This is a genomic window from Actinophytocola sp. (genome assembly GCF_009379765.1).
Lineage (GTDB): Bacteria > Actinomycetota > Actinomycetes > Mycobacteriales > Pseudonocardiaceae > Actinophytocola.
In genome coordinates, this window is record NZ_WHTD01000022.1 from 1 (window position 1) to 25,836 (window position 25,836).

Below are 25,836 nucleotides of genomic sequence, written 5' to 3' on the forward strand. Positions count from 1 at the left end.
ACCTACGCCACCGCGACCCGCGACATCGACGAGCTCGACGGCCACGAATGGCACCGGGTGGTGCTCGACGAGGCTCAGGCGGTCAAGAACAGCCTGTCGCAGTCGGCCAAGGCGGTGCGGCGGCTGCGCGGCGGGCACCGCATCGCGCTGACCGGGACACCGGTGGAGAACCGGCTGGCCGAGCTGTGGTCCATCATGGACTTCCTCAATCCCGGCATGCTCGGCTCCGCGGAGCTGTTCCGCACGCGTTACGCGATTCCGGTGGAGCGCCACGGACTCACCGAACCGGCCGAGCGGCTGCGCGCCATCACCCGCCCCTATGTCCTGCGCCGACTCAAGACCGACCCGACCGTCATCGACGACCTCCCCGACAAGATCGAGATCAAGCAGTACTGCCAGCTCACCACCGAGCAGGCGTCGCTGTACCGGTCCGTCGTGGACGACATGATGGAGAAGATCGAGAACACCGACGGCATCGAGCGCCGGGGCAACGTGCTCGCCGCGATGGCCAAGCTCAAGCAGGTGTGCAACCACCCCGCTCAGCTGCTGCACGACCGCTCCGCGATCGGCCGGCGCTCGGGCAAGGTGATCCGGCTGGAGGAGCTGCTCGAAGAGATCATCGCCGAGGGCGACAAGGTCCTGTGCTTCACCCAGTACACGGAGTTCGCCGAGATGCTGCTGCCGCACCTGGCCGCGCACTTCGGCACCGACGTCGCCTATCTGCACGGTGGCACGCCGAAGAAGCGCCGCGACGAGATCGTCGGCCGGTTCCAGTCGGACGGCGGCCCGCCGATCTTCCTGCTGTCCCTGAAGGCCGGCGGCACGGGACTCAACCTCACCGCGGCCAACCACGTGATCCACCTCGACCGGTGGTGGAACCCGGCCGTGGAGAACCAGGCCACCGACCGCGCGTTCCGGATCGGTCAGAAACGCAACGTCCAGGTGCGCAAGTTCATCTGCACCGGAACCCTCGAAGAGAAGATCGACGAGATGATCGAGGAGAAGAAGGCCCTGGCCGACCTGGTGATCAGGGACGGCGAGGGCTGGCTCACCGAACTGTCCACAAGAGACCTGCGCGACGTGTTCGCCCTGTCGGACGGAGCCGTCGGTGAGTGACTGGTACCCGCCACCATCGCGCCCACTCGCGGTCGAGGACGGCCTCAGGGCGCGCAGCACCCGGGGCGCGATCGGCCAGACCTGGTGGTCCGAGCGGTTCGTCGAGGTCCTGGAGGACATCGGCCTCGGCAACCGGCTGCAACGAGGCCGCGCCTATGCCCGCAAGGGCCAGGTGATCTCGCTCGACGTGGACGCCGGCTCGGTCACCGCGCGGGTACAGGGCAGCAGGGCACGGCCCTACCGCGTTCGTATCGGCAGCACCGCGTTCGGCAAGCTGGAGTGGGCCAAGCTGGAGCGCACGCTGGCGGACAGCGCCTGGTACACCGCCAAGCTCCTCGCCGGTGAGATGCCCGAGGACATCGAGGACGTCTTCACCGGTCTCGGACTGTCCCTGTTCCCGACGACGGCCGGCGACCTGTCGATGGACTGCTCATGTCCCGACTGGGAGGTACCGTGCAAGCACCTCGCCGCGGCGTTCTACCTGCTGGCCGAGGCATTCGACGACGACCCGTTCACCATCCTCGCCTGGCGGGGACGCGAACGGGCGGACCTGCTGGCCAACCTGGCTGCCGCGCGCACCGCCGGCCCACCCGCCGCCGACCACGCCGAACAGAACGGCACACCCCTGGCCGACTGCCTCGATACGTTCTTTGTCAAGCAGGCAGAGATTCCCGCGACCAGCGTGGCTTCGACAGCGAGCACGGCCCTGCTCGACCAGCTACCACCGGTCGACGTCGCCGTACGCGGCCGCGCGCTGACCGACCTGCTCCGACCTGCCTACCAGGCCCTTCGACGCGAACCCGCAGACCGCTCGTGAGCTGGTGGCGAAGGCGGATCCCGACGTCACGGGCAGCTGACCTGTACCGCACAGCACTAGAGGAACCGCGCAGTTCACCCCCGTACTGCCGCCCGACGATGACAGTCATCAGCGCGGCCACGTCGAGATAGATCACCGTTCGTCCTAGCGCAGTGCCAGGAGGACGGCGAGCGGGTCGGCACCGTCGGGCACCTCGATGTGGGTGAAGGTGTCCCAGTCCCCGGCCGTGAGCCCGCGCCCGGCGGGCCGGATCACGCCCTGAGCCACCAACTCGTCGTGGCGGCTCTGCCCGTGCGGTGGCGGGATCATCACGGCGACGACCTGGTCATGCTTGATCACCTCGATGGTCTCGTCGGCTCGGATCCTGGCGAAAGATCGCGCTTGGGAAGTAGGCACGTCAGGGTACCTACATCGAGGCGCGAATCGGGCTGGGCTGCCGACCTGGCACCCTTGTGCGACGAGGAGGTGGCATGGCGGGCGAGCACGCGTTCGGGATCGAGGCGTTCGCGCTGGATGATCGGCTGCGGCTGTTCAACTTCGCGACCGCGGACAAGCGGATCGACTATCTGTGGGTGTTGCGGGCGTTCGACCGGGCGCGGGCGAACTACGTGGTTCTGTTACATGCCACCGAGGTCGCCGCGCAGCTCACCGAGCTGGCTGTCGACCACCCGGATGCGCCGGCGATCGACGGCGACCTCACCCCGCTGCTCGACCAGCTCTACGGGTGGCAGGCGCTGGACCGCAGCTACGACGGCGCGCGGGCGGCTTCGCTGGCCGAGTACCGCAACCGGCACTACGTCTACCAGTTCTCCCAGGCGGGGTATCGCGCGTTTCGCGCGGTGGAGGACGTGTTGGGAGCCAGCCTCGACGACGCGACGCTGTCGCGGCTGGTGTTTCCCGAGCTGCTGCGCGATCTCCAGGAGCTGGCGAGCGCGAACTCGGCCGGCGACGCCGAGCGGGTGTACCGCGGCCTCACCAGGCTGGACGCAAGCCTGTCGGACATGGCCGCCCGAGCGGCACGTTTCTACCTCATGCTCGGCGACCTGTCCCGCACCAACGACTCCCGTCCGGAGATCTTCCTCGCGCACAAGGACGCGCTGCTCGCTCACCTGCGGGAGTTCAGCAACGAGCTGGCCCGCTACTCGCCGAAGCTGGCAGCCGCGATCGCCGAGGTCGACGCCACCGGGACCGAACGCCTCGTCGAGCACGCCGCGAGCGCGGATGAGCGGATCTTCGCCTCGCCCGCGGAGCGATTGTCGGACTGGCGTCAGCGCTGGTCGGGTCTGGCGCACTGGTTCGTCGCCGACGCTGACATCCCGAGTGAGAGCGAGCGGCTGCAGGCCGGAACGGTCAGCGCGATCTCTGCGGTGCTGGCATTGCTGCGCAGGGTCACCGAGGCACGCCGCGGTGGGGTCAGCCGGGAGAGCCAGCTGCGCCACTTGGCCGCCTGGTTCACCGGGGTGGAGAACGACCGGGCGGCACACGCGCTGTTCTCGTGCGCGTTCAACCTGACCGCGCCGCGGCACGTCAGCACGACCTATCCCGACCCGGAGCTGATCTCCACCCGGCGCTCGTGGTGGGACGCGCCCGCGGTGGAGATCTCCCGAACCCTGGTGGAGACCGGGAAGTCCGCCAGCCCCGGCGCTCCCGCCCGGGTCGACCGCAACGAAGCCGGCCGCCGCAGGCTGCGGGCCGAGCAGCTTGCCGAGCAGCGCACCCGCACGGCCGCCGCGCGGGCACTGGCCACCCACGGGCTCGACGGCCGCACGCTCGACGACGAGGAGACCGACCTGCTGCTCGGCCTGCTGGACCTGGCGCTGGCCGCGCGAGTGCCGGTGTCCGGAGTGACCGGCGGCAGCGGCTCGGCCTACGGGGTGCGGCTGACCCTGCGCCCGCACTCGAGGGCCACCACGGTCGACACCGTCCGAGGCCGGCTGCACCTGGACCGGCTGGCGGTGCGCCTGGAGGCGAGGGCATGACACCCCTTGTGTCAACCCCAAGGTCCCATCATGCCGCGGGCTTCCCAACCGCACCTCAGGGGAACGTGACGCAAACCAGCCACAAGTACGTGACCAGACAGAACCGTCCGTCCCCCAACGTGACCACAACATTCAATTCCGGGGAGGCGGAACAGTCATGACCGCCATCCCCACCTTCGAGCTGGCCGACTATCAGCGCGCGGCGCGGACCCTGCTGACGCACCCGCTGGTCACCCAGACCTACCCGAACCCCGGCGCGCTGCCGGCGATCCGGCGCTGGGCGGCGGAGCTGCGCGAGGACCTGCTGGAGACCTTCGGCTACCGGTTGGAGCTGTCCAGGACCACCGCGCGGCTGCTGCGCACGCTCGATCAGCTCGACGAAAGCCAGCCGGCCCGCACCCACACCGACCGGCCGTTCGACCGCCGCCGCTACGCCTACCTGGCACTGACCCTGGCCGCGCTCGGCCGAGCCGGCACCCAGATCGCGCTCTCCGAGCTGGCCGACGCGGTCGCCGCCGACGCGATCCGGATCGCCGGCCTCGGGCTGTCCACCGAGCGCGCCGCGGACCGGGCCGCGTTCGTCGACGCGGTGGCGTGGCTGGAGGTCCGCGGTGCGCTGACGCTCGCCGACGGCAGCGCCCGCCGCTGGGCCGACGACCCGACCGCCGGTGAAGCGCTCTACGACATCGACCGCGACGTGGTGCGCGCGGTGTACCGCCCGACCAGGGTGCTGCAGCATCTGCGCAGCGTGACCGCGCTGCTCACGACGCCCACCGCGCACAGCAGGGACACCCGCCGCCGCGAGGCCGGGCACCGGGCGCGGCGGGCGCTGCTGGAGCGGCCCGTCGTCTACTACGACGAGCTGGACCAGGACGCGCGCAACATCCTGCGCGGGCCGCACGCGCTCGGCGACGTCGAGCGGATCACCGGGCTGACCACCGAGCGACGGGCCGAGGGGGTCGCGGTGCTGGACACCTCCGGCGCGTTCTCGGACCGCCGCTTCCCCGGCACCGGGACGGTGGCGCAGGCGGCGTTGCTGCTGATCGGTGAGATCGCGGACCGGATCGAGGACATCGACGCGGCTCCGCTGGTCCGGCTCGCCGCACCCGATCGCCGCGTCGCCGACCTGGCCGGTGCGATCGACGCCGGGCTGCCATCGGGCGGCGTCCTCGGTGAGCTCGCCGACCAGGACGAGGACGCCGGGACGGGCCAGCACGGCGAGCCCGAGGACGAGCGGGAGAACACCGGCCACCCGCTACTGGAGGACGGCTGGCTGGCCGCCGTGCTCGCCGGTCTGCTGGACCGGTACGGCTCGACGTTCGCGGCCGCGTGGCGTGCCGATCCCGCCCGGCTGCTGGCGGCGGCGCTCGACCTGCTCGCGGAGCTGCGCATCGTGGTCCGGGTGGAGGGGGGCGTGCTCGCGTTGCCGCTGCTGGCTCGCTACCGTCAGGTGATGGTCGAGGTGCGCCGCCGCAAGGCCGAGCCGAACCTTTTCGACTTCGGGGAGACGAGCGAGTGAGCCCGAGGTTCCGGCCGACCCGCGCCGGCGTCGTCAACCTCTGGGACTACGGCGACGAGGAGTTCGTCTTCGCCGGCGGGCGGCTGGTGCTGCGCGGGCCGAACGGCTCCGGCAAGACCAAGGCCCTGGAGGTGCTGTTCCCCTTTGTGCTGGACGGGCGGATCGAGCCGCGCCGGCTCAACCCGTTCGCCAGCGAGGACCGCACGATGAAGTCCAACCTGCTCTACCGTCGGCAGGACGCCGCCCACGCCTACGTGTGGATGGAGTTCACCCACGACGACGGCACGGCCGTCACCGTCGGCGTTGGCCTGCGGGCGCAGCGGCACAACGACAAGGTCACCCGCTGGTACTTCGTCACCGGTGGCCGGGTCGGCGTGGACTTCTCCATCCTGGGCCCGGACGACCGCCCGCTGACCCGCAAGCAGCTCGTCGCCGAGCTCGGCCCCGACGCGATCACCGACCGCGCGCCGGAGTACCGGGCCATGATCGACACGAGGCTGTTCGGGCTCGGACCGCAACGCTACGAACAGCTCCTCACCCTCGTGCTGACCCTGCGCCGACCCCAGCTGGCCAAGCACCTCGACCCCAAGCGGCTGTCCCAGACGCTGTCCGACGGGTTGCGGCCGCTGGACGACGAGCTCATCGTCGAGGCGGCTCGCTCGTTCGACGACATGGAGACTGTGCAGCGCACCCTGGACGAGCTGGTCCAGGCCGACACCGCGGCCGGCACGTTCCTGGCCAGCTACACGACCTACCTGCGGACCCACGCCCGCGCCGCGGCCGACGTGCTGGCCGGCCGGCTCGCCGAGGTGGACCGCGCCCGCACGGCACTGGTCGAGGCGTTGGCCGCGCGGCGCGACGCCGCCACCCGGCTCGAGACGGCAGACACCGACGTGGTCGACATGGAGCGGGCGCTTGGCAGGTTCCAGGCCACCCTGGAGTCGCTGCAGAAGAGCACCGCGTACACGCACCTGGAGCAGTTGGACAAGCTCACCGAGCTCGTCGAGGAGCTCGCCAAGGCGGCTCGCCGGGAACGGGTGGCGGCCAGCAGGGCGACCGCGGTTACCGAAAGGCTCACCGGAGAACTGGGATCCGCCACGGCGAAGCTCGCCGACGCCAGGCACGCCATCTCCCGCTCCGCCGCCGCGCTGGCCGAGGACGCCGCGGACGCCGGGATCGCCTGGAGCGCCACGGATGCCGAGCCCGACGCCGAGTTCGACGACCGGGTGTTGGCCAGGGTGGAGCTGCGCCGCGACGACGTGCGCGAGGTGCGCGGCGCCCTTCAGGCCGTGCGGGAGGCCCTGGCCGAACGGCTCCGGTACGAGCGCCTGTTCGGCTCCGCGCAGGACGCCGTGACCGAGGCGGAGGCGGCCGAGCGCGCGGCAACCGAACACCTGGCGCGGGTTCGTGCGGATGCGTTCGAGACGTTGGCGTCGTGGTGGTCGCGGCACGAACCGACGATGAGCGAACATGGGCTCGGCGAGGTACCCGAGCACCTGGGCGCGGCGCTGACACTCGTCGGCGAGCCGGACGCGCCGGCGCTGGACACCGTGTTCGACGAGCTGACCGCGCCCGCCGCCCAGGCGCTGCGGCGCGGGTTGCACGAACGGCAGGGCGAACGCCGGCTGGTGGGCGACGAGCTCGCCACGCTGTGTGCCGACCAGGATCGGATCGCCGCGGAACAGGACGACGCGCCGGCACCGTTCGCCGCGCGCACGGCGTCCCGGGTGGACAGTGCGGGTGCGCCACTGTGGCGGCTGGTCCGCTTCGTCGAGGATCTGCCCGTCGAGCGCGCGGCAAGCGTCGAGGCGGCGCTGGAGGCGGCCAACCTGCTCGACGCGTGGCTGGACGCCGACGACGGCGGAACCTCGGAGGCGCTGCGCCGGGGTCTGTCCGACGGGCGCCTGGTGCCGCTTCCGGAGGCCGGTCGACCAGCCGGCGCGACGCTGGCCGATGTACTCGTGCCCGAGGACGACGGCGAGGTCGGGCCGGACCGGATCCGGGCGGTGCTCACCTCCATCGCGCTGGCCGACGTCGACCCGAGCCGCACCGCCGCTCCGACCGTGTCCCTCGCCGGTGCCTTCGCCCAGGGCGTTCAGGTCGGCGCGCACACCAAGGCCGACGCCGAGTTCGTCGGGGCCACGGCGCGGCGGCGGCGGCGCGAAGCGCGACTGGCCGAGATCGCCACCCGGATCGCTGTCGCCGAGGAGAACATCGCGTCGCTGGAACAGGACATCGCCCGGATCGAGAGCACGCTCGCCAACCTTGCCACCGCGCGTCAGGAGCTCCCCCGCACCGGCGCGATCGTGCGCTCGCTGCGGGCGCAGACCGACCAGGCCGGCGCGCTGCGCGCCCGGCGCGACGCGCTCGACTCGGCTCGCAGCAACCTCGACCAGGCGGTGGCCGAGGTCGGCGATCGGGACCGGAAGCTGACCAAGGTCGCCGCCGAGCACTCGGTCACGCCGAGCATCGATGCGGTGGACCGGGTGGCGTCGGCGCTCGACGGTTTCCACCGGGAAGCCGGCCGCTTGACGGCCGCCCGCAAGGACGAAACGACCCGCGCCGAGGTCGTCGACGCGGCCACCCGACGGCTCGACGACGCCACGCACGCAGCCGCCGAGCAGGCCGAAACGGCGTTCGAGGCCGAACAGAAACACGGCGAGCAGGCCGCCGGGCTCGCCACTCTGCGCGCCGCCGTCGGCGCCGACGTGGACCGGGTGCTCGCCGATATCGCCGCCGCTCGTACCGACATCGACGCGACCGAGGTGCGGGTCCGCCAGGCCCGCGGGGAGCAGAACGACGCCAGTGCCGCGGCCGGCGCGGCAGGAGCCACGGTGACCGGCGCGGTGGACACGCTGCGCAGCGCGATCACCGAGACGCAGACCGACGCGCACCGGCTCGCGCCCTACGCGCACCGGGAGATCACCGACCTGCTTCGGCTGCCGGTCGGCGTCGCGTGGCCCGGCGCCGAGCAGGACTGGCGTGATCCGGCCGAGCTGTGTGCGGTCGCCGAGCAGGCCCTGGCCGAAGATCCGGCCGGCAAGGTCGTGGCGTTGCCCGAGGCGGTCACCCGGCTGCACGACGAGATCCGCGCGACCACCACGGATCTCAGCCCCACCGAGTCCTCCCTGAAGTCCAGCAAGACCCGGCTTTCCACGGCCCTCAACGAGTTGCAGGCGCAGCTGTCGGCGGCCGGGCACGACTACCGGCCCGAGTGGGAGGCCGACGACGACGTGATCGTGGTCCGCGTCGCCGACGACCAGGGGTTCGCGCCGATCGGCGCGTTCGCGCGGCGCATCGCCGACGCGCGCCGCGACCAGGAACAGCTGCTCACCGAGTCGGAGCGGCGGATCCTGGAGGACGCCCTGCTCGGGCGGCTCGCCCAGCAGATCCACGAGCGCACGATCGACGCCCGCGACCTGATCGGCCGGATGAGCACCGAGATGCGTGCCCGCCGCATGTCCTCGGGTGCGACGATCGGGGTGCACTGGGAGCTCGCCGACACCCTGGACGACGGGCAGCGGGAGACCTGCCGGCTGCTCGACCGGGACGCGTCCCGGCTCAGCCCGGACGAGCTGGCGCGCATGCGTGCCCACTTCGCCGGCCGGATCAAGACCACCAGGGCCCAGCACCCCGACCGCGCCTACGCCGAGCTGCTCGGCGAGGTGCTCGACTACCGTCGCTGGCGCACGTTCGCCTTCACCCTGGTCGCCGGGGACGGCACCGAGGAGAGACTGACCCAGTCCCGGACAGCACACTGTCCGGTGGCGAGCAGTCGGTGTCGCTGCACCTGCCGCTGTTCGCCGCCGCCCACGTGACTCTTTCCTCGGCTGACGAGCACTGCCCGCGACTGCTCGCGCTGGACGAGGCGTTCGCCGGGGTCGACGACACCGGGCGGCGCGAGTTGCTCGGGCTCACCGCGCAGTTCGACCTGGACCTGTTCATGACCGGCTATGACCTGTGGGCCACCTACGACACCGTGTCCGCCTGCGCGCACTACGACCTGTCGCACTCGGCGGCCGAACACACGGTCAGCGCGCTGCTGCTGGTGTGGGACGGCGCGGAGATCCTCGCCGACGGCAACGACGACCTCGCCGCCGGGCTCGGTTCGCCGGGCACCCGCCGCCGGCCGACAGGTGACGCGGGCACACTGCTCGACCAAGACGCGGGGCTGTCGTGAAGGTGGACGACCCGGCCTGGGATCGGCTTCTTGCCGCCGCGCGCCGAAAGCTGGAGAAGTCCGCCGGGAGGCTCGACGGAAGCGTCGGCCTCACTCAGCCCACCGACGCCGAGCGCCGCATCATCATCGGCGCCACCGGACAGTACCGCTCGGCCGAGGTCAAGACGCTGCGGGTGGACCTCGTCGAGCTCGACGACGCGCTGCACGACGCCTGCGGGCGAGGGCTGCTCGCGGTGCTGGCCGAGCGGGACGGACCGGTGCGCGACCGGGCGGCGGAGCGCGCGGACGAAGCAGAGGCACGAGAGTCCGCACTCGCCCAGGCCCGGCGACTGTGCCGCCACCGCGCCGAACCGTGGTTCACCATGTGGCTGGACGCGGTCGGCTCGGACGGCACGGCGACCCGGCTGGTGCGCCGCGGCGAGGCCGATGTGCTCGGCTGGGCCGCGCGGGTGCTCGACCGCCTGCCGGCCACGAACCTGCCGCTACCCGCGCTCGCCGAGTGGGCGACCGGGAACACCAAGGCACTCACCGGAACCCCACTGTCCGCCGTGGTCCTGCGCGCGCTCGCGATCCGGGACGGCGCGGCGGCGCCGGCCAACCGCGCCGAAGCGCGGGCGCGGTGGGAGTCAGCCGGGGTGATCGTCGACGACCTGGCCAGCCAGGTCCTCGTGCTCAACCTGCGTGCCCGCGAGGACCACATCGTGGCGAACTGGCTGGGCGACGCGGCCGGCTTCGGGGTTCCCTTCCGACTCACCCTGCATCAGCTCAACATCGACCCGCTGACTCCGGTCGCGCGCGACATCTACGTGTGCGAGAACCCGGCCGTGTTGCGGGCGGCGGCAGGCGAGCTCGGCGCAAACTCGGCCACCCTGGTCTGCACCGAGGGCCAACCCTCCGCCGCCTGTCACGCCCTGCTCGCCAGGGCGACCGGCACCATCCACTGGCGCGGCGACTTCGACTGGACCGGCCTGCGCACGACCGCCACGGCCATCGCCCGCCACACCGCGCGACCATGGCGCATGACCACCCAGGAATACCTGGCCGCACTGGAGACCGGCGACTCCGAGACGCTGAAAGGCCCACCGGCCACGAGCCCGTGGGAACCGCGGCTGGCAGAAGCGCTGACCGAGCACCGCCGCGCGATCATGGAAGAACGGCTCATACCCCAGTTGTTGAACGACCTGACCTGAGCCGCCGGCTGGGCCATGTCGCTCTTCGGACACCGATCGCCCTGTTCGGGTGCGTGAACTGCCCAGAGCCATCCGGCGCTGGCAGTTCACGGATAAGGGACAGTGGAGCACGTGCGGGTGATGACGCAGACCAGAGCGGCGCTCAAGCTCGGCCAGTACGTGGTCGATCCGCCGGTGGTGCTCGCGCCGATGGCGGGGATCACCAACGTCGCCTTCCGGCGGCTCTGCCGCGAGTACGGGGCGGGCCTGTACGTGTGCGAGATGATCACCGCCCGCGCGGTGGTCGAGCGGGACCCGAAGACCCGGCACATGATGACCTTCGCGCCGGGCGAGTCGCCGCGGTCGATGCAGCTCTACGGAGTCGACCCGACCACCATGCGGGAGGCCGTCAAGATCATCACCGGGGAGGGGCTAGCCGACCACATCGACACCAACTGGGGCTGCCCGAAGTCAACACATTGACAACGTCTGCGTGTCGCCGCATAGCAGCAGGTCAGGCACGAGGAAGTGCGGCACGCTCCGGCAGCCGAACAGACGTTCACGGCGCTGAACCAACCTCGTGATCAGGATCAATCGACTCATGGCTCACCACCGGGCCCGTACCTACCGAAGGAACTCCGCCCTGTTGACACCGGACTTCACCCGCCGCGATCTCGAATACGCCACGACACCGGAGGCGCTGTCACGTGGTCAGGAACCCGCCCCGCACGTCGAGGACGTTGACTGGGACGAATACTCGCTGTGGGGCGGTCTGCCAGGCGAGGAGATCGGCCTCGGGGAACTCCTGGTCCACTACGCGGGACGGCGGTTGACTGGCGAATGTCCGTGTCCGGACGGCAGTGCCACGGAGTTGTGCGCGCACATGACGGCACTGGCGTGGGCGGTTCTCGGCGATGACACCGCGCTTGTTGATCGGCTCACCACGTTGCCACACGCTGACCTGGTGGCGCTGGCCGTAGATGTGGCCGGCCGTTCGGCGCTGGCGCGCCAGGTGATCTGGACGCGACTCGCACGGTGACGTCCGCCAGGGACGCCCATCCGCAACGATGGCCGGCATCACCAGCCTGGCATACCTGTGGAGTGATGACCTGGGCATCTCTGCAGCACCCGCTGATGCTGGCTACGCTCTCTCACGTGACGATGGCTGATCTGCCGTGGACCGATGTGGAGCCGCTCCCAGAACTCAATGGCGACCTCCAGTCTGTTCTTGACTCTGTCAAGTCTCTCCAGCGCGCCTGGAAGTCCGTTGTGTCGGCGAACGACGACGCCTTCCAGGAAGCTCGTCGCAGGTCGCTGCGTCGCCACGCTATCGAGACCGGAATCATCGAGCGTTTGTACGACATTGACTGGGGCGTCACGGAAGCGTTGGTTGCCGAGGGAATCACAGCCGACGCAGTCGCCCGCGTCACGGACGGTTCAGTCAACGAAGACGTTCTTGAAGTCGTTCGTTCACAATACGAAACACTGGAGTTCCTCGCGCAATCTGCGCGCGAAGGTCGCGATGTCTCCATTTCTTTAATCAAGGAACTACACGTAGCGCTCACCAGAAACCAAGCTACTTACACTGCGACCGGACCTACCGGCATGGTATTTGAGGCAACCCTGCATCATGGAGAATGGAAGAAACAGCCCAACCATGTGACTCGATCAGACGGCTCACGACTCGAGTACACTCCACCCGAGCAAGTTGCCTCACAGTTGGACCAACTGATTCAGCTTTACCATACATACGAAAACCGGGACCCGATCATACGAGCATCTTGGCTGCACCATGGCTTCGTTCGTATTCATCCATTCGAGGACGGAAATGGTCGAGTTGCACGTTGCCTCACACTCCTAACCTTACTGAAACACGATCTAGCGCCGCTGGTCGTTGATCGACGTGAACGCACTCGCTACCTGGAAAGTCTGGACCGAGCCAACGAAGGCGACCTACGCCCGTTGGTGCGCTTCTTCGCTGAACTCGAGATCGGAGCCCTGCGGAGCGAACTAGAGCGCCCAGTCGCGGCCGAGCACGCACTGACGGCTGGCGGTGGCGCACTCACCGTCCTCGAGGCTGGAATTGCGCGCCTTCGCGAACTTCGGACCGCGAGCGGCACGACCGACCGCGCCACGAAGACCGCGATACTCGCAAATACCATCCAGGAAATGGCTAATTCCTGGCTCGACGACATGAGAGAGAAGATAAGCACCCTGCTACGCATTGGTGTTGACGCTGACGCCCGCGCTACGCTTGCGAGCGCCGCGCCACCCAGTGAAGAAGCACGCTACTGGCGCCGACAAGTCATTCAGGCCGCGAGAAGCGTCGATTTCTTTGCAAATCTTCAGGGTGGCGTTTGGTGGTCCCGACTGCAGATTGTCGCCTTTGAACAGAAACTGCGCTATCTTGTATTCATACAGAAGGTCGGCAGTGGTGAGACAGGCGTTCTCACGCTGACGGTCTACGCCGAGATCATAGGCACCGAACACAACGAGGAAGCGCCTTCGGTATCCGAGCCCGCCGTGGTGTCCTCGCCCACGGAGACCGTGACCTGGACGTGGACCGATTCGGCCGATGCGCAGTGGGCCAATGTCGCCGACGTGCTGGATGCCACCCTCGCGAGCGCCCTTGCAAAGTTCACTTCGGGCTTGGGGTGATCTCGGCATGCCGCACAATGGACCCATGCGTGCAGCCACACCCAACCTGAAGATCGGCCCGTATGCGGTCGATCCGCCGGTCGTGCTCGCACCCATGGCCGGGATCACGAACGTCGCGTTCCGCCGGATGTGCCGCGAGTACGGCGGCGGCCTGTACGTCTGCGAGATGATCACCGCCCGCGCGGTGGTCGAGCGGGACCCGAAGACCCGGCACATGATGACCTTCGACGCCGGCGAGTCCCCGCGGTCGATGCAGCTCTACGGTGTCGACCCGGCGACCATGCGGGAGGCCGTCAAGATCATCATCGGTGAGGGTCTGGCCGATCACATCGACACCAACTGGGGCTGCCCGGTGGCGAAGGTGTGCCGCAAGGGCGGCGGCGCCGCGCTGCCCTACAAGCGGAGGCTGTTCGGGAACATCATCGCGGCGTGCGTGGAGGCGGCCGCGCCGCACGGCGTCCCGGTGACCGCGAAGTTCCGGGTCGGCATCGACGACCAGCACCACACCTATCTCGACGCGGGCCGCATCGCCGAGGCGGAAGGCGCCGCGTCGGTCGCCCTGCACGCGCGGACGGCGGCGCAGCGCTACTCCGGCCAGGCGGACTGGGCACACATCGCCCTGCTCAAGGAGGCCGTGACGTCGATCCCGGTCCTGGGCAACGGCGACATCTTCACCGCGTCGGACGCCCTGGCCATGATGGCGAAGACGGGGTGTGACGGCGTGGTCGTGGGCCGCGGCTGCCTCGGCCGTCCCTGGCTGTTCGGTGAGCTGCAGGCGGCGTTCGCCGGCGAGCCGATCCCGGCCGGGCCGAACCTGGGCGAGGTGGCGAACGTGCTGCGCCGCCACGCCGAGCTACTGGTGGAACACGACGGTCCGGACAAGGGCATCCGGGACCTGCGCAAGCACATGGCCTGGTACTTCATGGGCTTCCCGGTGGGTTCGGACCTGCGCCGCAAGCTGGCCATGGTCACCACGAGGTCCGAGCTGGCCGCCCTGCTGTCCCAAGTGGACCGCGAGGCCCCGTTCCCCGAGGCGGCCGAGGGCCCGCGAGGTCGCCAGGGCTCGCCGGGCAAGGTCACGTTGCCCTACGGCTGGCTGGACGACCGGGACGACCCGTCGGTGCCGCTCGGCGCGGACCTGATGCACTCCGGCGGCTGACCGCTGCTCGCGGCAGGTGGCTCCCCGGAGCGGCGCGGGCCGGCTCTCGTAGACCCGGCGTCGGTGGCCCGGATCATGAAGCAGTACTTGCGCCCCGGCTCGACCTCGACGGTCATCGAGTGGTTCCGCTCGGCCCAGGAAGAACTGCGGGGTCTTCCCGTCGGCGGCGACGACCACTGCGAAGTCGAGCTCCCGGGTGCTGCGCCAGGTGAGCTCGACATGATCGGTCCGGTCCACCGGCTGCGCGAGCTCGATCCGCACGTCGCCGACGGTGGCCCCGGGAGTTAGGCGACGACTACCTGGTGAAGCCGTTCGCCACACCGTGCGCTGGGTCGGCTACCGGATCCCGCCGGCCTGACCCCGACGCGACACCCGCGCGGCTAACCTGCGAGCAACACAAAGGACTCCGGGGGGATGATGCGACGCACTCGCTGGCCGCTCGCCGTCGCCGCGCTGGGCCTTCTCCTGGCGGGATGCAGCACCCAGGTCGACGGCCGGCCCGTGCCCGCGGGCGCCACGTCGTCGGACGGGGACCGCGGCCTGGTCGAGGCGTACTACACCGAGCTGAACGAGTCCGGCGACGAGGGCACCGACACCCAGCGGGAGTTCCTGCGCCGCACCCAGCATCCGGACTACACCGACCGGCTGTGCGACCTCGGTGGCCTCACGCTGCACGTCGAGCCGGCCATGTCGACCTTCCGCCCCGATCCCGAGTGGGTGCCACCGGACGCACCGGGGAGCGAGCGCCCGCGCGGAACCGTCTACGTGCTCGGGGTTTCGGTCAGCATCCGCCAGCAGGGCGCACTTCTGGGTGAGCAGATCGGCTCGCAGCGCGTGGTGGTGCTGGACGGCGCGGCCTACGGGTTCGCGCCCTGTCCCAGGGGGTGACCCGCACGGAGATCATCCGTGCGCTCCGCTGAGCCGCGACCCGCGGCCGTCACTGGGTTGGAGCAGTCCCAGTTCCACCAGTAGGGGGAAATCGAAATCAGGGCGTCCCAACGTCTCAAGGCCGCTCTCCCCTCGGACGAAGAGTCCTAGGTAGGGAGGTGACCGCGGTGGCCGTACTGGACCAGGGAGTAGCCCAGCCAGGACCTGCCCGGCGGGACCCGGCCCGACATGACAGTGCCCGACATGACGCTGCATGGCGGGACCGGCGGATCAGCGAGCCGACGGTACCGATGCAGAACCCGGGTCGGCAACTCGAGGCGACCAGTGGCAGCGGCGTGTTGAACGGCGTGGTCAGTGACCTGGCGAGCCAGGGCACGGCCGACGACGACACGCGCCTGTCGGAGCTGCACGAGACCATCGCCTCCCTGCTGGCCTCCCGCGGCGAGTGGCGCCAGGCCTACGAGCACCTGCGCCACGCGTTCGACCTCGCCACCGCCGAGAAGACCATGCCGCCGCAGGTGCCCCAGCAGTTCCGCCTCGAGGTCGCCCGGCTGCGCCGCGAGCACGCCGAGGCCCGCGAGCAGAGCATCCGCGACGCGCTGACCGCCAGCTACAACCGCCGCTACCTCGACCAGCGCCTGCTGGAGGTCGTCGCCGAGCAGCGCGGTGGCGCCTCGGACGGCCTCGCCGTCGCCCTGGTCGACCTCGACTGGTTCAAGAGCGTCAACGACACCTTCGGCCATCTCGTGGGCGACCGGGTGCTCCAGCAGGTCGTGGAGCTGCTGCAGGTCGAGCTGCCCGAGGGCGGGTTCTGCGCCCGCTACGGCGGCGAGGAGTTCGTGCTCCTTCTCCCCGGCGTCGACGACGCCACCGCGGTCACCGTGGCCGAGGCGGCCCGGGCGCGGGTCGAGGCATATCCGTGGTCCAAGATCGTGCTCGGCCTTCGGGTCACCGTGAGCATCGGCGTGGCGCACCAGCCCGCCACCGGTGGGCACGCGCTCACCAACCCTGAGCAGCAGCTTCGCAGTGCGGACGGCCTGCTGTACACGGCCAAGCAATCGGGCCGGAACGCGGTCGCCTACCGTGTGGGCGGAGAGGTCCGCTTGTCCGGGGCGCCCGTCCGACGGCCACGCTGAGGAAAACACTCGGCGGCAGTTCGATAACGTTTGGATCGAGGGTCTCGATAGCCCAATCGGGCTAGTGACATCGGCCCAACTGCGCACGGAAAGTGGCCAAAAACGGATCTGCAGTCGTCACGGGTGCCATCCATCCGTACTATCTGGGCGCGGAACGACACTGTGAGTCGGCAACCAAGCTGCTGACTACAACGTCTTGGTTAAGAAAGCGGCACGACTCCGTGCGGCGAACGCGGTTGACGCGAGGTGGAAGGAGACCGGGTGCCCGACGATGAACGGCGAGGCGGCACCCACTCCTCCGCCGGTGATTCCAACGGGTACGGCCGTCGTCATCGGCGGGCCGAGGAGCCGACCGAGCAGCCGCGCAGGCGGCGCCGCTCGATGGAGGACGGCCCGGGTGGGCTGAGCGTCGCGGACCTCGTCCAGCGCCACTCCAACTCCCGGCAGGACCTGAACCCCGTTGCCCCGCCGCCGGGCGAGCCGCGCTCGCGCCGGAACCTCCCGCCCGCCAACCAGCCGCCACGCCGCCCCGTCGAGGGCCAGGGCAACGGCCGCCGACCCGGCGAGACCGCCGGTGGCCCGCAGTGGCCGGACCAGACGAACGGCCAGCCTCCCGGTCGCCGCGCCACCGCGGCGCCGCACGCGGGCCAGGCCTTTCCGGAGGACCCCGCGGGCCGCGGGGTCGCCCCGGGCCACGCCGGGTTCCCCGAGGACCCGGCCGCACATGCCACCGGCCGCCGCGCCCTCCCCGAGAGCCGCCCCCCTGGTCAGGCGTCCGGACGCCGGGCGCTTCCGGACGACCCGGCCGTGAGTGGCCGGCGCGCTCCTGGCCAGGCCACGGGCCACCACGCCCTTCCCGACGCACCTCCGCCGGCTCCGCCCGGCGGCCGCAGGGCCTTGCCGGACGGACCTCCGCCGAGCCAGGTCAGTGGACGCCGCGCCCTTCCCGATGTCCCCCCGCCCGGCCACACCACCGGCCGCCGCGCACTGCCCGACCTCGCGGGCGGCCGTGCGCCGGGCCAGGCCACCGGCCACCGTGCCTTCCCCGAGGATCCCGCGGGCCGCGCGCCCGCCCCGGGCCCCGCCGGGTTCCCCGAGGACCCGGCCGGCCCCGGTCAGGCCAGCGTGCGCCGGCCGGTACCGCCGCCGAACGGCAGACAGGCCCCGCCGAGCCGGCAGCCGTCCGGCCCACTGCCCGCGAACGACCACCCGGCTGGTCCCCCGATGCCGGGCCAGTCCAGCCGGCACCCCTCGGTCCCGGTTCCGGACGACCGGCCGTCGAACCCCGGCCGCCCCGGCGCGGTCCCCGGCGCCATCCCCATCGCGGACGACCCCGCCGGCCCGCCGGTACCCCGTGGCCAGGCCGGCCCCGGCTCGAAGTCGCGGATGAACCCCGCCGTCCCGCTGCCCCCACCGCGTCCGCCCGCCGAGGACGCCATCTCGATGACCACCGAGATGGAGGCGATCGGCGAGGAGGTGCAGAAGCGCCGCAGCATCGACCACACGATCGCCCGGTTCTCCGCGGTGCACGACGAGCTGCAGGCCGAGGAGCGCAAGCGCAAGGCCAAACGCCGCAAGCTGATGCCGTGGCAGCACGAGGACGAGGAGTTCGACCGGCTCGACGAGATGGTCGGCATGCAGACCATCGCCGTGCCGCAGTCCGCCCCCGACCCCGAGCCCGAGCTCCAGGAGGTCATGGCACCGGCAGGCTCGACCCGGCTGCAGGAGAAGAAGTCCCGCCGCCGCAACAAGTCCGCGCTGGCCGTCCGGGTCTTCGCCGCCACCGCGGCCATCCTCGTGTTCGTCGCCACCGGCATCGCCTGGGGCTTCAAGGCGTGGGTCGACGCCAGCTCGCAGCAGGTCGACGCGCTCGACCCGGACTCCGCGGCCATCCAGGACGCCGCCAAGCAGCAGGGCGACGAGAACTTCCTGCTCGTCGGGTCCGACACCCGCGCGGGTGCGGCCGCCGAGGAGGGGGTCGGCGACGAGAAGGACATCGTCGGCGCCCGCTCGGACACCGTGATGATCGCGCACATCCCGGCCGACCGGCAGCGTGTGGTGGTCGTGTCATTTCCCCGCGACCTCCAGGTCACCCGGCCGAAGTGCGAGGGCTGGGACCCCAAGTCCGGCGACTACACCGGCGACCAGAAGCCGGACGCCCAGCAGGTCAAGCTGAACACCGCCTACCAGGTGGGCGGCCCGATGTGCGTCACCAAGCTCGTGCAGGAACTGTCCGGTCTCAAGATCAACCACTTCGTCGGCATCGACTTCCACGGCTTCAAGGACATGGTCGACGCGGTGCGCGGCGTGCAGGTGTGCGTCGAGCGGCCGCTCAAGGACGACATCCTCGGCACGGTGGTGCCGCAGGCCGGCAAGAACGTCACGCTCAGCGGCGACCAGGCGCTCAACTTCGTGCGCGCCCGGCACGTCGAGGGTGACCTGACATCGGACTACGGCCGGATCAAGCGCCAGCAGCGGTTCCTGTCCTCGTTGCTGCGCAAGGCGATGTCGACCGAGGTGCTGCTGGACCCCGGCAAGCTGACCGGGTTCGTCAACGCGTTCTCGAAGTCGACGTTCGGCGACAACATCGGCGTGGACCAGATGATGGTGCTCGGCCAGTCGATGCAGGGCATCGAGGCCGGGCGGGTCACGTTCATCACCGTGCCGACCGTCGGCGAGGCCAACGACAACGGCAACGAGGACCTGAAGGTGGAGGACACCAACGCGCTGTTCTCCGCGATCCGCAACGACAATCCGCTGCCCGGCGAGGCGCCGGCGAACCCGTCCCAGGCGCAGGCGGGCCTGCGGCAGGAGCCGGTCGACCCGAGCACGATCAAGCTCCAGGTGCTCAACGGCGGCAACCCGACCGAGGGCATCGCCGGCGACACCGCCGACGAACTGGCCGAACTGGGCTTCAAGATCGTCTGGGTGGACACGGCGCCGGAGCCGGTGGACCGCACGGTCATCAAGTACAGCAAGGAAGGCGCGGCCGCGGCGAGCACCGTCAAGGCCGCGGTGCCGAACGCCGAGCTGGTCGAGGACCCGTCGATGGGCTCCGCCGTGCAGCTGATCGTCGGGCCCGGTTTCGACCGCAAGGTGGTCTCGCCGAAGGGTGGCGGCGCGCCCCCGCCGAAGCTGCCGAACGACCTGTCGACGATCAACGCGGGCGACGTCTCCTGCGCCTGACCCGAGGGTCATATTGTGGCCTCGGGTTCACCCGGGATTCACCCGGCGATGCGGTCCGTGAACGTCGGCGCCCGTAGGCTTGCGCCCATGCGTGAGGCCTACCAAGTCGAACTCGGTCAGCTCGCCGACGAGCTCGCCGGCATGTGCTCGATGGTCGCGACGGCGATGGAGCTCGCCACCCGGTCGCTGCTCGAGGTGGACCTCCGGCTGGCCGAACAAGTGATCGGCGACGACGCGAAGGTCGACGACGCGCGCTCGGCGTGCGAGGAGCACGCGTACGCGTTGCTGGCCCTGCAGGCGCCGGTGGCGACCGACCTGCGGAGCGTGCTGGCGGCCATCCACGCGGCGGAGAGCCTCGAGCGGATGGGGGACCTGGCCCTGCACGTGGCCAAGGCCGCGCGGCGCCGGCACCCGGCGCCGGTGCTGCCCGAACAGGTGCGCCCGTACTTCGCGGAGATGGGCCGGGTCGCGGTGGAGCTGGCGCGGGAGGCCGAGCAGGTCATCCTGAGCAAGGACGTCAAGCAGGCCCACTCCCTGGAGGAGGCCGACGACGAGATGGACGACCTGCACCGCCACCTGTTCTCGGTGATCATGGACCGCGACTGGCCGCACGGCGTCGCCGCCGCGGTGGACGTGACGCTGCTGGGCCGCTTCTACGAGCGCTTCGCCGACCACGCGGTGTCGGTCGCGAAGCGTGTGGTCTTCGTGGTGACCGGCCGCATGCCCGGCGCAGCGGCCGACATGCCAGGGGGTCATGGCTGAGTCCAGAACCTCCGACTCACTGTGCACCACGTACGACTCGCGGGGACAGCACCAGTTGATCAAGCCGTTAGGCGCGGGGGGCGACCGACTCGATCATCTCACCGAGCTGCTGGGTCAGGCGGGAGTTGTCGGCCGGTGAGAACGTGCTGCGGACCGTGCCCTCCTCGTCCGCCGGCCGGGACAGCGTCAGGTACCGGCCGGCGTCGGTGTCCAGCCAGGTCAGCCCGCCGGCCCGCACCTCGCGGCCCATCCGGTCCCGGCCGCTCACGGCGAAGAACCCGGTGCCGGTGCGCGGCCGGGACAGGTAGCTCTCGGCGATCCGCAGCTGCTGCGCCGATGCGCCCTGGGTGGGCTGGACCCGCGTGAACAGCTCCCGCTCGTCGTCGTCGGCGCGCCGGTGCCTCCCCGGTGCCGGCACCTGGCGGCTGATCGTCACCGACTGGCCGGGCCCGGCCTGCGCCCTGGGCAGCAGGCCGACGAGCGACAGCGCGAGCGCGGTCGGCCGGATCAGCTCGAGGCGCAAGCTCTGCGCCTCCTTGACCGCCAGCACCCCGGTGTCGCCGGAGGCCGAGGCGCGCGCGTAGATCTCCCGGTGCGTCTCGACGGTACCCATGACGGCGACCGTGATCACGTGGTCGGACAGCGTCCGCAGGGCGAGCCCGAGCTCCGGATCGAGGTCACCGTGGCGGACGAGGCCGCGTCTGGCCAGGTCCGCGAACACCGCCCGGGCGATCCGGGTCCGGTCCTGCTGGAGCTGGCCGACGCTCGGGATGTCGAACGGGAACAGCCGGATGTTCACCCCGAGCAGCTGCGCCACGATATCCGCCGCGGCGAGCGAGAGCGAGAACGACCGCGCCATCACTCACCGATCACGGGCGGTGCGGTCACCTGGTCGGTACCGAACACCGCGTCCGGGTCACCCTCGACCAGGAACGACGGCCGCTGGTGCTCGTCGTCGTCGGAGCCCTCGCCGCGACGGCCGCCCATGCCGCCCATGCCCGTGCCGCCGCGGCCGCTGGACCCGCCACCGCCACCGCGCATCGCGTTCTCCGCCGCCATCGCCCCGGACCCGCCGGCGCCCATGCCACCCGCGCCGCGCCCGCCCATGCCGCTGGAACCCGAGCCGCCGGCGCCACCACCGGCACCGCCGCCGAAGCCGCCACTGCCGGGTCCGAAACCACGCCCGCCGGAGCCGCCACCGGGTCCGAAACCACGCCCGCCGGAGCCGAAGCCACGACCGGCCCGTGCCGCGTCGCCGCCGGGTGTGCCGCCCATGCCGAGCGGCATCGGCCCGTTCTGGAGGCCCTGGTTGCCGCCAGGCCCCTGGTTGCCACCGGGAGGCAGCGGCCCGCCCGGGTAGATCGGCTGGTTGCCGGGGCCGGGCAGGTCGCCGCTGGGATCGGTGATGCCCGGGAGATCCGGGTTCCCACCTGGATTCTGGTCGCCGGGGCCGCCAGGGCCGCCGGGATCGCCAGGGTCGCCACCCGGCGGGGGCAGGTTGGGGATGCCCGGGTTGCCGTTGTCGTTCGGGCCGTTGGAGATCGTGTTCGTGGTGTTGTTGGTCGAGTCGTCCCCGTTGGGCGTGAGGCTGCCGTCCCGCCCGAGCTCGCCGATCCGGTCCTTATCGCTCGGGTCGACGGTGCCGCCGCCGCCGCTCATCACCGGCGGCGGCGCGAACGCGGGCATCGTGGAGGTGCCGGACAGGCTGCTGTCATAGGTGCCGACCACCTGCGCCGCCTGCTGGTGCGCCTCCTGCTGGGCGTCGTACTGGTCCATGTAGTCGTCGTACTTCTGGGTGTACTCGTCCGGGTCGGTGGTCGACATCAGGTCCTGGTTCGCCGCCGCCACGTCGAACTCCACCGGCTCGGGCATCGAGTTCTTCGCCGTGGTCAGGGCCTGGGCCTGCAGGTTGGTCTGGGTGCCGGCGAGCTGCGCGCTCTGCCCGGCGGTGCCGACCCAGGTGCCGACATCGGCCATGAACGTGCGGGCCGAGTCACCCGCGCTGCCCTGCCATTCGTCCTGGCTGCTGTTGATGGCGGACGCGATGCCGGACTGGAAGCGGGTCATCGCGTTGCCCGCCTCGATCCAGGTGTCACCCATCTCGCCGACCGCGTCCGGGTCGACCCCCTCGGTGACCATCGTCTTCAGCTCGGTGTGCGGGTTGCTCATGTAGTTCGCACACATCATCGCCGGGCCCTGTCGGGTGTCGACGCCCTGGGCCAACTGGTCCGCCTGCGCGGACATGTCCTCGTTGACGGTTTCGTCGACCCGACCGCTGTGCAGCCACTGGTTCAGGATCTGGGCGAGGAAACCGCCGTCCTCCTCGCCGGCGCTGACCTCGTTCTCGGCGGACTGCTCCGCCTCGGCCCCGGTATCGGACGTGTCCCCACGGTCGAAGTAGACGTCCGTGCTCGAGTCGTAGGTGGCGTCGTAGTTGTCGCTCGACTGGTCGTAGTGCGGGCTGTACGGGTCGGACACCGACTCGGTCGACGCCGGGTCGCCGCCGCTCGTGTCCGTCGGGTGAACCACCGTGGGTCGTGGTGCCATCTCAACTACTCCCGTTACCTCAGGGCAATTCCGGTTCGACAAGCGTCGCCAGCTGCATGGCCAACTGACAAGCCTTCCGCTCCTCGCCACCAACAACTCTCGTATCCACGCGCGACGTTGGGCCGGCTTCGATTGCGACGGCGCAACCACCGGCTGGGTCCACATAGGTCACTGCCTCATGCGATCCCACCGCGGGCACGGGTTTGACGTTGGTGCCAACTACGTCTCCGATGGCTTTCTCATCGAAGAGTTCCAGCTGCACGTTGTAGCTGTCGGAGACATTCGCCCCTTCGTACCGCCATACGCAGACCCGCCCATCTCCGAAGTCAGCCACTTCTTCTTCGGTGAGGCCGAGCTGATCAGCGCCGTCCGCCGACACGATGTCGCAAGGCTTCAGCTCCGCGAGCGGACTCTCCCCCGAATCCGGCTCGGTCGAGGTGGTGTCCTCGCTCGGTTCGGTGCCTTCCCCGGGGAGCGTGGGGCGGCTCGTGCTCGTCTCCTCGCCTGGCGTGGCATCGCCGGGAGTCTCCTCGGAGCAGCCGGCTAGGCCGAGCACGAGCGCGGCCGCCATCGCCGGCAGCAGCAGAACCGAGCGTTTCACTGTGTCGCTCAACTGCCTTCCTAGAAGGTCTGCGCGGACCCTTGATCGATCGTCTGGTAGTTGGTCATCGCATCCCGTACGCCCTTCTCCGCGTCACCGATCGAGGTACGGAACTCCCGGAGCATGGTGATGAAGCCCTGCTGATCGGTCGCCACCTGCTGGACGAACGGCTTCATGGTGTTGGCGCCGTTACTGCTGCCCAGCTGCGGTTCCTGTGCTAGGTGACCCAGCTTGCCGAGGTTGTCGTCGACCCATTCGGCCATCTCACGGAAGGCTTCGAGGAGGGCCTGGCCGCCGGTCTCGCTGATCGCGAAGTGGCCGTCCGCCGCCGACTTGCGCATGGCCATCATCCCGGCCGCGACTCCACCGATACTGCCGCCGATACCTGGGTCAAGCATGGTTCGCCCCTAGTCGTGCCGCTCGGACCTCACACGCACGGTACCAATCCGCACTCGCGCGCGACCCCATTGTGACGGAACCTCGCCCGTTCAGGTTCCCACCTGCGAACGCGAAGAATCGCGTTGCACCGCGCGGCCGAACGAGGACCAGCCGGCCGCGCCGAAGGCCAGCCGGGGCCCGGCGGCGTCCTTGCTGTCCCGCACCGCGAACGCGTGGCGCGAGCGGGCGACCTCGACGCAGTCGTTGCCGCCGCCGCCGAAGGAGGACCTGCGCCAGGTGACATCGCCCGGTAACTCCGCCACCACGGCGCCTCCTACATCCGCTCGGCGACCCTTCGCACCCAGGCAAGCGAGTCCCGGGCACTCAGCGCGGTCGCACGCAAGTGTTCGAAGGCCAGGTTATACCGGTCCACCACGGCCTGGTCCTCGACACAGAAGGTCCCGGCGAGGTGGTCGATGGCCACCGCGCCGCCACGCCGACGACCCGCTCCAGCGCCCCGGTGTCCACCACCGCCCACAGCCGCAGATCACCCTCCAGCACCCGGCGCTGGCGCCGCATCCGCAGCTCGGTGCGCTTCTCGACGGTCTCCGCGTCGACCTCGGGGTCGAACGCGCGGATCACCGCGCGGGCGTAGTCCTCGGTCTGCAGCAGCCCGGGAATGACATCCGCCTGGTAGCTGCACACCCGCACCGCGTCCGTCCCGATCTCCAGGAAGTCCTCGCGTCGGTGGCCAGGGCGTCGGAGTAGAGCCGCCACCAGCCGGGGGTGCGCGGCTCGCGGGCGAGGCGGGCGAGGGCCTCGACCCGGTCTCGTCCAGCCCGTAGGCCTCGGCGAGAGTGCGCGCGCCGTCGCTGTTCATCTGACGCCAGCGAGATGGGATTCGGTGCCGTTGCGGGTGGACGTCACCCGAAAGCGGTAACGGGTCAGCCGAAGCGGCCGGAGATGTAGTCCTCCGTCGCCTTCTGGGTCGGGTTGGAGAAGATCTTCTCGGTCGCGTCCATCTCGATCAGCTTGCCGGGCTGGCCGACCCCGGCCAGGTTGAAGAACGCCGTCTGGTCGCTCACCCGCGCGGCCTGCTGCATGTTGTGGGTGACGATGACGATCGTGTAGTCCTTCTTCAGCTCGCCGATCAGGTCCTCGATCGCCAGCGTGGAGATGGGGTCCAACGCCGAGCACGGCTCGTCCATCAACAGGACGTCCGGCTGGACGGCGATGGCCCGCGCGATGCACAGGCGCTGCTGCTGCCCGCCGGACAGCGACGAGCCCGGCTTGTTCAGCCGGTCCTTGACCTCGTTCCACAGGTTGGCCCCCCGCAGCGAGCTCTCGACGACCTCGTCGGCCGCCTTCTTCGACATCCGGCGGTTGTTGAGCCGCATACCGGCGATCACGTTGGCGTGGATGGACATCGTGGGGAACGGGTTGGGCCGCTGGAACACCATGCCGATGTTCCGCCGGACCTGCACCGGGTCGACCGCGTTGCCGTAGAGGTCCTCGCCGTCGAGCGCGATGCGGCCCTCGATGCGCGCGCCGGGGATGACCTCGTGCATCCGGTTGAGCGAGCGGATCACGGTGGACTTGCCGCATCCGGACGGACCGATCAACGCGGTGACCGCGCGCGGCTCGATGCCCATCGAGACGCCCTCGACCGCGAGGAAGTCGCTGTAGTAGATGTTCAGGTCCGAGATGTCGAGTCGCTTCGCCATCGTCCTTGTCGCGTCTT

23 protein-coding genes and 2 pseudogenes are annotated in these 25,836 nt (G+C 70.4%); 16 read left to right on the top strand and 9 right to left on the bottom strand.

The window, feature by feature from the left end; all coding sequences use genetic code 11:
• Both GEV28_RS09285 and GEV28_RS09290 read left to right on the top strand, forming a co-directional pair.
• Positions 1–1,116: DEAD/DEAH box helicase (locus tag GEV28_RS09285; protein WP_291410692.1), on the top strand; the 1,116-nt coding region annotated here is incomplete at its 5' end.
• Positions 1,109–1,933, top strand: coding sequence for an SWIM zinc finger family protein (locus GEV28_RS09290; protein WP_291410694.1), 825 nt, complete (start codon positions 1,109–1,111; stop codon positions 1,931–1,933). The genes GEV28_RS09285 and GEV28_RS09290, both read left to right, overlap by 8 nt.
• A 144-nt stretch (positions 1,934–2,077) precedes the next feature.
• Here GEV28_RS09290 and GEV28_RS09295 read toward each other — a convergent pair whose 3' ends face one another.
• Positions 2,078–2,272 (bottom strand): hypothetical protein, encoded by a 195-nt coding sequence (locus GEV28_RS09295; protein ID WP_291410696.1) that lies wholly within the window; start codon positions 2,270–2,272, stop codon positions 2,078–2,080.
• Positions 2,273–2,403: 131 nt separating this feature from the next.
• Between GEV28_RS09295 and GEV28_RS09300 the strand changes: the two genes are divergently transcribed.
• The 14 genes and pseudogenes from GEV28_RS09300 (at position 2,404) to phoU (ending at position 20,569) form a co-directional block, all read left to right on the top strand.
• Entirely contained in the window at positions 2,404–3,912 is a 1,509-nt protein-coding gene (locus GEV28_RS09300) for a TIGR02677 family protein (protein ID WP_291410698.1), read from the top strand.
• Positions 3,913–4,069: 157 nt separating this feature from the next.
• Entirely contained in the window at positions 4,070–5,431 is a 1,362-nt protein-coding gene (locus GEV28_RS09305) for a TIGR02678 family protein (protein ID WP_291410700.1), read from the top strand.
• The gene (locus GEV28_RS09310; protein ID WP_291410702.1) at positions 5,428–9,249 is read left to right on the top strand and encodes a TIGR02680 family protein; all 3,822 of its coding nucleotides are present in this window, start codon (positions 5,428–5,430) and stop codon (positions 9,247–9,249) included. The genes GEV28_RS09305 and GEV28_RS09310 overlap by 4 nt, the downstream gene beginning before the upstream one ends.
• The gene (locus tag GEV28_RS09315) at positions 9,210–9,611 is read left to right on the top strand and encodes an SbcC/MukB-like Walker B domain-containing protein (RefSeq protein WP_291410705.1); all 402 of its coding nucleotides are present in this window, start codon (positions 9,210–9,212) and stop codon (positions 9,609–9,611) included. The genes GEV28_RS09310 and GEV28_RS09315 overlap by 40 nt, the downstream gene beginning before the upstream one ends.
• Positions 9,608–10,801, top strand: coding sequence for a TIGR02679 family protein (locus tag GEV28_RS09320; RefSeq protein WP_291410707.1), 1,194 nt, complete (start codon positions 9,608–9,610; stop codon positions 10,799–10,801). The genes GEV28_RS09315 and GEV28_RS09320 overlap by 4 nt, the downstream gene beginning before the upstream one ends.
• A 120-nt stretch (positions 10,802–10,921) precedes the next feature.
• A pseudogene (locus GEV28_RS09325) lies at positions 10,922–11,248 on the top strand (tRNA-dihydrouridine synthase); the annotation flags it as partial.
• Between the two features lie 178 nt (positions 11,249–11,426).
• Complete coding sequence (locus GEV28_RS09330; RefSeq protein WP_291410709.1) at positions 11,427–11,819, top strand: hypothetical protein; 393 nt, start codon at positions 11,427–11,429, stop codon at positions 11,817–11,819.
• A gap of 122 nt (positions 11,820–11,941) precedes the next feature.
• Positions 11,942–13,438, top strand: coding sequence for a Fic family protein (locus GEV28_RS09335; protein WP_291410824.1), 1,497 nt, complete (start codon positions 11,942–11,944; stop codon positions 13,436–13,438).
• A 25-nt stretch (positions 13,439–13,463) separates the two neighbouring features.
• Positions 13,464–14,597 carry a tRNA dihydrouridine synthase DusB gene (gene dusB, locus GEV28_RS09340; protein ID WP_291410710.1) on the top strand — a complete coding sequence of 378 codons (1,134 nt, stop codon included), beginning with the start codon at positions 13,464–13,466 and terminating at the stop codon, positions 14,595–14,597.
• Positions 14,598–14,672: 75 nt separating this feature from the next.
• Positions 14,673–14,885 carry a hypothetical protein gene (locus GEV28_RS09345; protein WP_291410712.1) on the top strand — a complete coding sequence of 71 codons (213 nt, stop codon included), beginning with the start codon at positions 14,673–14,675 and terminating at the stop codon, positions 14,883–14,885.
• A gap of 126 nt (positions 14,886–15,011) precedes the next feature.
• Positions 15,012–15,485: a hypothetical protein gene (locus tag GEV28_RS09350; protein ID WP_291410714.1), complete on the top strand. Its 474-nt coding sequence runs from the start codon at positions 15,012–15,014 to the stop codon at positions 15,483–15,485.
• 290 nt (positions 15,486–15,775) lie between these two features.
• Positions 15,776–16,621, top strand: a complete 846-nt coding sequence (locus GEV28_RS09355; protein WP_291410715.1) for a GGDEF domain-containing protein — start codon at positions 15,776–15,778, stop codon at positions 16,619–16,621.
• A 261-nt stretch (positions 16,622–16,882) separates the two neighbouring features.
• Positions 16,883–19,807: an LCP family protein gene (locus tag GEV28_RS09360; protein WP_291410718.1), complete on the top strand. Its 2,925-nt coding sequence runs from the start codon at positions 16,883–16,885 to the stop codon at positions 19,805–19,807.
• Positions 19,808–19,894: 87 nt separating this feature from the next.
• On the top strand, positions 19,895–20,569 hold the full coding sequence (gene phoU, locus GEV28_RS09365) for a phosphate signaling complex protein PhoU (RefSeq protein ID WP_291410720.1): 675 nt from the start codon (positions 19,895–19,897) through the stop codon (positions 20,567–20,569).
• 67 nt (positions 20,570–20,636) lie between these two features.
• Here phoU and GEV28_RS09370 read toward each other — a convergent pair whose 3' ends face one another.
• The 8 genes and pseudogenes from GEV28_RS09370 to pstB all read right to left on the bottom strand — a co-directional run bounded on the left by GEV28_RS09370 (position 20,637) and on the right by pstB (position 25,819).
• Complete coding sequence (locus tag GEV28_RS09370) at positions 20,637–21,428, bottom strand: ESX secretion-associated protein EspG (RefSeq protein ID WP_291410722.1); 792 nt, start codon at positions 21,426–21,428, stop codon at positions 20,637–20,639.
• The gene (locus GEV28_RS09375) at positions 21,428–23,116 is read right to left on the bottom strand and encodes a hypothetical protein (protein WP_291410725.1); all 1,689 of its coding nucleotides are present in this window, start codon (positions 23,114–23,116) and stop codon (positions 21,428–21,430) included. The genes GEV28_RS09370 and GEV28_RS09375 overlap by 1 nt, the downstream gene beginning before the upstream one ends.
• Before the next feature lie 19 nt (positions 23,117–23,135).
• Complete coding sequence (locus GEV28_RS09380) at positions 23,136–23,729, bottom strand: DUF3558 domain-containing protein (RefSeq protein WP_291410727.1); 594 nt, start codon at positions 23,727–23,729, stop codon at positions 23,136–23,138.
• Positions 23,730–23,737: 8 nt separating this feature from the next.
• A complete protein-coding gene (locus tag GEV28_RS09385; protein ID WP_291410729.1) occupies positions 23,738–24,115 on the bottom strand; it encodes a hypothetical protein in 378 nt (125 codons plus the stop codon).
• 90 nt (positions 24,116–24,205) lie between these two features.
• Entirely contained in the window at positions 24,206–24,421 is a 216-nt protein-coding gene (locus tag GEV28_RS09390) for a DUF397 domain-containing protein (protein WP_291410731.1), read from the bottom strand.
• Positions 24,422–24,429: 8 nt separating this feature from the next.
• Positions 24,430–24,633, bottom strand: a complete 204-nt coding sequence (locus tag GEV28_RS42220) for a Scr1 family TA system antitoxin-like transcriptional regulator (RefSeq protein WP_367115070.1) — start codon at positions 24,631–24,633, stop codon at positions 24,430–24,432.
• Positions 24,600–24,872 (bottom strand): annotated as a pseudogene (locus GEV28_RS09395) (Scr1 family TA system antitoxin-like transcriptional regulator); the annotation flags it as partial. The gene GEV28_RS42220 and the pseudogene GEV28_RS09395, both read right to left, overlap by 34 nt.
• Before the next feature lie 167 nt (positions 24,873–25,039).
• Positions 25,040–25,819, bottom strand: a complete 780-nt coding sequence (pstB, locus tag GEV28_RS09400) for a phosphate ABC transporter ATP-binding protein PstB (RefSeq protein ID WP_291410736.1) — start codon at positions 25,817–25,819, stop codon at positions 25,040–25,042.
• Positions 25,820–25,836 lie beyond the last annotated feature (17 nt).

Bases quoted from the DNA above. Each gene is read 5' to 3' on its own strand.
- GEV28_RS09300 (WP_291410698.1), top strand. From the start codon at position 2,404: ATGGCGGGCGAGCACGCGTTCGGGATCGAGGCGTTCGCGCTGGATGAT.
- GEV28_RS09305 (WP_291410700.1), top strand. From the start codon at position 4,070: ATGACCGCCATCCCCACCTTCGAGCTGGCCGACTATCAGCGCGCGGCG.
- GEV28_RS09335 (WP_291410824.1), top strand. From the start codon at position 11,942: ATGGCTGATCTGCCGTGGACCGATGTGGAGCCGCTCCCAGAACTCAAT.
- dusB (WP_291410710.1), top strand. From the start codon at position 13,464: ATGCGTGCAGCCACACCCAACCTGAAGATCGGCCCGTATGCGGTCGAT.
- GEV28_RS09345 (WP_291410712.1), top strand. From the start codon at position 14,673: ATGAAGCAGTACTTGCGCCCCGGCTCGACCTCGACGGTCATCGAGTGG.
- GEV28_RS09350 (WP_291410714.1), top strand. From the start codon at position 15,012: ATGATGCGACGCACTCGCTGGCCGCTCGCCGTCGCCGCGCTGGGCCTT.
- GEV28_RS09355 (WP_291410715.1), top strand. From the start codon at position 15,776: ATGCAGAACCCGGGTCGGCAACTCGAGGCGACCAGTGGCAGCGGCGTG.
- phoU (WP_291410720.1), top strand. From the start codon at position 19,895: ATGCGTGAGGCCTACCAAGTCGAACTCGGTCAGCTCGCCGACGAGCTC.
- GEV28_RS09370 (WP_291410722.1), bottom strand. From the start codon at position 21,428: ATGGCGCGGTCGTTCTCGCTCTCGCTCGCCGCGGCGGATATCGTGGCG.
- GEV28_RS09375 (WP_291410725.1), bottom strand. From the start codon at position 23,116: ATGGCACCACGACCCACGGTGGTTCACCCGACGGACACGAGCGGCGGC.
- GEV28_RS09385 (WP_291410729.1), bottom strand. From the start codon at position 24,115: ATGCTTGACCCAGGTATCGGCGGCAGTATCGGTGGAGTCGCGGCCGGG.
- pstB (WP_291410736.1), bottom strand. From the start codon at position 25,819: ATGGCGAAGCGACTCGACATCTCGGACCTGAACATCTACTACAGCGAC.